This window comes from Floridaenema aerugineum BLCC-F46 (genome assembly GCF_041929345.1).
Lineage (GTDB): Bacteria > Cyanobacteriota > Cyanobacteriia > Cyanobacteriales > Aerosakkonemataceae > Floridanema > Floridanema aerugineum.
In genome coordinates, this window is sequence record NZ_JBHFNQ010000010.1 from 1 (window position 1) to 3,595 (window position 3,595).

A 3,595-nucleotide genomic window follows, 5' to 3' on the forward strand; every position below is an offset into this window, starting at 1 on the left:
GCAACCAGCCAGCAATAAGAAATTTGAGCCAGGATTAATTGCAACCATAAAGTAAAGAAAAGGGTCGTTTTCTTTACTCAGCCGTTTTCCCGCTCTCAGCCGATGAATCGTCGTCCCCCTTTGGTAAAAAAACTCAGTTAAATTATCTAAGGCAAGATATAATCAGAAGCGATGAGTTTTTTAACTAACCTGACGGTCAAATGCTCATTGGCTACGCCCGTGTTTCCACTGACGACCAAAATCTCAACCTGCAAAGAGATGCCCTCAAGCAGGCAGGATGCAGTCGGATTTACGAAGATAAACTAAGCGGAGCAAGAGTAGCGCGTCCAGGATTAACAAAAGCTTTAGAAGCGGCCCGCTCAGGAGACGTGTTGGTAGTGTGGCGACTAGATCGCTTGGGACGCTCCCTAAAAGATTTGATCCAGATGGTGGAAACCTTGTCTGAGCGCGGTATCGAACTGCACAGCTTAACTGAGGCTCTAGCTACAACCACAACCAGTGGTAAATTAATCTTCCATCTGTTTGGCGCACTAGCAGAATTTGAGCGTAACCTGATTCGAGAACGTACCCAGGCAGGATTGACAGCAGCTAGAGCGCGGGGACGCAAGGGAGGAAGACCCAAAGCACTAGATGCGCCAAAGCGTCAGTTGGCTATCAAGCTCTACAACGAGCGTCAGTACACCATTGAAGAAATTTGCCGAATCATAGGAATTTCTAAGCCAACGCTCTACAGCTACATTGCGGAGGCTCAAGCAACACCATGAGCCGTAAGCAGATTCCTTCTGAAGCATTAGTTCAATTACGGCAGAGACTAGAATTATTCCCACCAAGGTCTCGGGAGCGACGGAAACTGATTGAAGAAGCGGCCACTAGCTACGATGTGTCACTAGACACACTATATCGGGCATTGCGAGAGCGGGCTCGTCCCAAAGCAGAAGGGCCTTCAGATAGGGGGACACCTCGCAAGTTATCAACCGCCGAGATGGAACGCTACTGCGAAATAATTGCAGCCTTCAAAATCCGTACCAGCAACAAGAAAGGACGACACGTCTCTACCGCAAGGGCTATTCAACTGCTGGAAGAGTACGGAATGGAAACCCCCGATCGATTTGTCCAACCACCTCAAGGATTGTTAACTAAAAGTACAGTCAACTATTACTTGAAAACTTGGGGCTACGACCACACCTCAATGACGCGCCAGCCGCCTGCGGTACGCTTTCAAGCCGAGATGAGCAATGATTGCTGGCACTTTGACCTCAGCCCTTCAGATTTGAAACACATTAATCTTCCAACTTGGATTCAGCCAGGACGGGGAAACCCACAATTGATGCTCTACAGTGTAGTTGATGACAGAAGTGGGGTCTGTTATCAGGAATACCACTGTGTCTATGGAGAGGACGTAGAAGCGGCTTTACGCTTCCTATTTAACGCCATGAGTGCCAAAACCACAGAAGGGTTTGGGTTTCAAGGTATTCCGCAAATGCTTTATACGGACAATGGCCCCATTACCAAAAATCGGGTGTTTCAGAACGTCATGGAATGTTTAGGAGTAAAATTAGTTACTCATCTGCCCAATGGCAAAGACGGGCGGCGGGTGACGGCTCGGGCGAAAGGCAAAGTAGAACGCCCGTTTCGGACAGTGAAGGAAGCCCATGAAACCCTCTACCACTTTCACCAACCTCAAACGGAACAAGAAGCCAACCGCTGGCTGCACCAGTATCTGCTGCACTACAACAATCAGCCCCATCGCCAAGAGAACCATTCTCGGAAAGAGGATTGGCTCTTACATCTACCAGCCAATGGTTTACGCCAGATGTGTAGCTGGGAGCGGTTTTGTACTTTCGCCAGGGAGCCAGAGCAGCGTAAGGTGGATGCTTGTGCCAGGGTATCAGTAGCAGGGGTGGCTTACGAAGTAAACCCCGACTTGGCAGGAGAAACTGTTGTCCTTTGGTGGGGGTTGTTTGACAATGAATTGTACGTGGAGAAAGATGGAACTAAGTATAGCCCTTACCTGCCTGTGGACGGGCCGATTCCATTACATCGCTACCGCAAGTTTAAGAAAAGTAAAACGCAAGAGCGAGCTGACCGAATTGCTGCTCTGGCTCAAGGATTAGTTTTGCCTCGAACTGCCTTAGAAGGAAACCAGGAACTTCAATTTCTGGCTGCATCACAGCCAAAGAGTCAACCCGCGATCATTCCTTTTCAAGATCCAGACCCTTTTCAGGAGTTTACTTATCCCAGCATCCTGGCTGCCAAACGAGCTATTGCAGACAACCTTGCCCTACCTCTAGCAAGACTATCAGAGCAAGAGCGGGCTTTCATAGATGAACTGTTATCCCAAACGCTTTGTAAAAAGGTGATTTTGGAACGGGTGCGGCACTACCTTCAGGAAAGGCGGTCAAACAAAGATGCTGATTGAAGTAATGGAATTTTATGGCTTAGTCAAAGAATTCCGACGGGCAGGATATTACGAAACAGACCGCTTAAGGCAGTTGTTTAAAGAGATTAAAGCAGCAATTCTACAGGGGAAGATGATTGCTCTCACAGGTGTTGTTGGATGCGGCAAGACTGTGACATTGCGCCGCTTGCAAGAAGCTTTGAAGAAAGAAGGCAAGATATTAGTTTCTAAATCTTTATCAGTGGATAAAAATCGAGCGACCTTACCAACGCTTATTGCTGCTCTCTTCTATGACTTGTCATCGGATAAGGAAGTCAAGATTTCCAACCAGGGCGAAAAGCGGGAAAGGGAACTGCAAGAGCTAATTCGCAAAAGTAAGAAGCCAGTTGCTCTGTTTGTCGATGAAGCCCACGACCTACATAGCAGCACTTTGACCGGACTCAAGCGTCTGATTGAAGTAGTGGAAGATAGTGGGGGCATCCTTTCTATTATCCTGGCAGGCCATCCTAAACTCAAAAATGATTTACGTCGCCCCATGATGGAAGAAATCGGTTACCGCACAGCAATCTTCTGTCTCGACAGTATTGGGGGTAATCAGCGCCAGTACATCGAATGGCTGCTTTCTTCCTGCACGAAGGAGGGAACATTATTGGAGAATTTAATTACAACAGAAGCGATTGACCTACTCTGTACGCGGTTGAGAACACCCCTTCAAATAGAAATGCACTTATCTTTATCTTTCGAGGAAGCTCATCGTATGGGGGAAGCAACTGTGACACTGGCAGTTGTTGAGTCAATTCTGTCCAAGCAGATTGATGACTTAGAGCCTACTTTGACACGGCATGGCTACAATGTCAAAAGCTTGTCTGAACAGTTAAATGCCAAACCATCCGAGATTCGCTCTTTGTTACGAGGACAACTCGACCCCACCAGAACCCGCGAATTACAAGAACAAATGTTAGCCGCAGGATTACCTATTTAATAAGTTATCAATATTACTAATATTTTGACGATAATTCTTTTTGAATCTAGTTGCAATTAATCCTGGCTCAAATTTCTTATTGCTGGCTGGTTGCAGTTAATTCTGTCCCAATCGCAGATAATCCTGGCTCAATTCACCATCATTGTTGCAATTAATCCTGGCTCAGAATGCTCGTTATTGCTGGTCGGAGTGTTTCTTATTGCTGGCTGCTACAA

Annotated in this window: 3 protein-coding genes; all 3 read left to right on the forward strand. The window is 46.9% G+C overall.

All coding sequences use genetic code 11. From position 1 onward, the window contains the following. Nucleotides 1-200 precede the first annotated feature (200 nt). Genes ACE1CC_RS00975 through ACE1CC_RS00985 form a run of 3 tightly spaced genes read left to right on the forward strand, consistent with a single transcriptional unit; the run spans nucleotide 201 to nucleotide 3,380 of the window. Nucleotides 201-764 (forward strand): recombinase family protein, encoded by a 564-nt coding sequence (locus ACE1CC_RS00975; protein ID WP_413268608.1) that lies wholly within the window; start codon nucleotides 201-203, stop codon nucleotides 762-764. An 11-nt stretch (nucleotides 765-775) separates the two neighbouring features. Next, on the forward strand, nucleotides 776-2,419 hold the full coding sequence (locus tag ACE1CC_RS00980; protein ID WP_413268610.1) for an IS481 family transposase: 1,644 nt from the start codon (nucleotides 776-778) through the stop codon (nucleotides 2,417-2,419). After that, nucleotides 2,409-3,380, forward strand: a complete 972-nt coding sequence (locus ACE1CC_RS00985; protein WP_413268609.1) for an ExeA family protein — start codon at nucleotides 2,409-2,411, stop codon at nucleotides 3,378-3,380. The genes ACE1CC_RS00980 and ACE1CC_RS00985 overlap by 11 nt, the downstream gene beginning before the upstream one ends. The last annotated feature ends 215 nt before the right edge of the window (nucleotides 3,381-3,595 follow it).

Excerpts from the sequence above, each read along its gene's own strand:
- ACE1CC_RS00985 (WP_413268609.1), top strand. The coding sequence starts at position 2,409 with ATGCTGATTGAAGTAATGGAATTTTATGGCTTAGTCAAAGAATTCCGA.
- ACE1CC_RS00975 (WP_413268608.1), top strand. The coding sequence starts at position 201 with ATGCTCATTGGCTACGCCCGTGTTTCCACTGACGACCAAAATCTCAAC.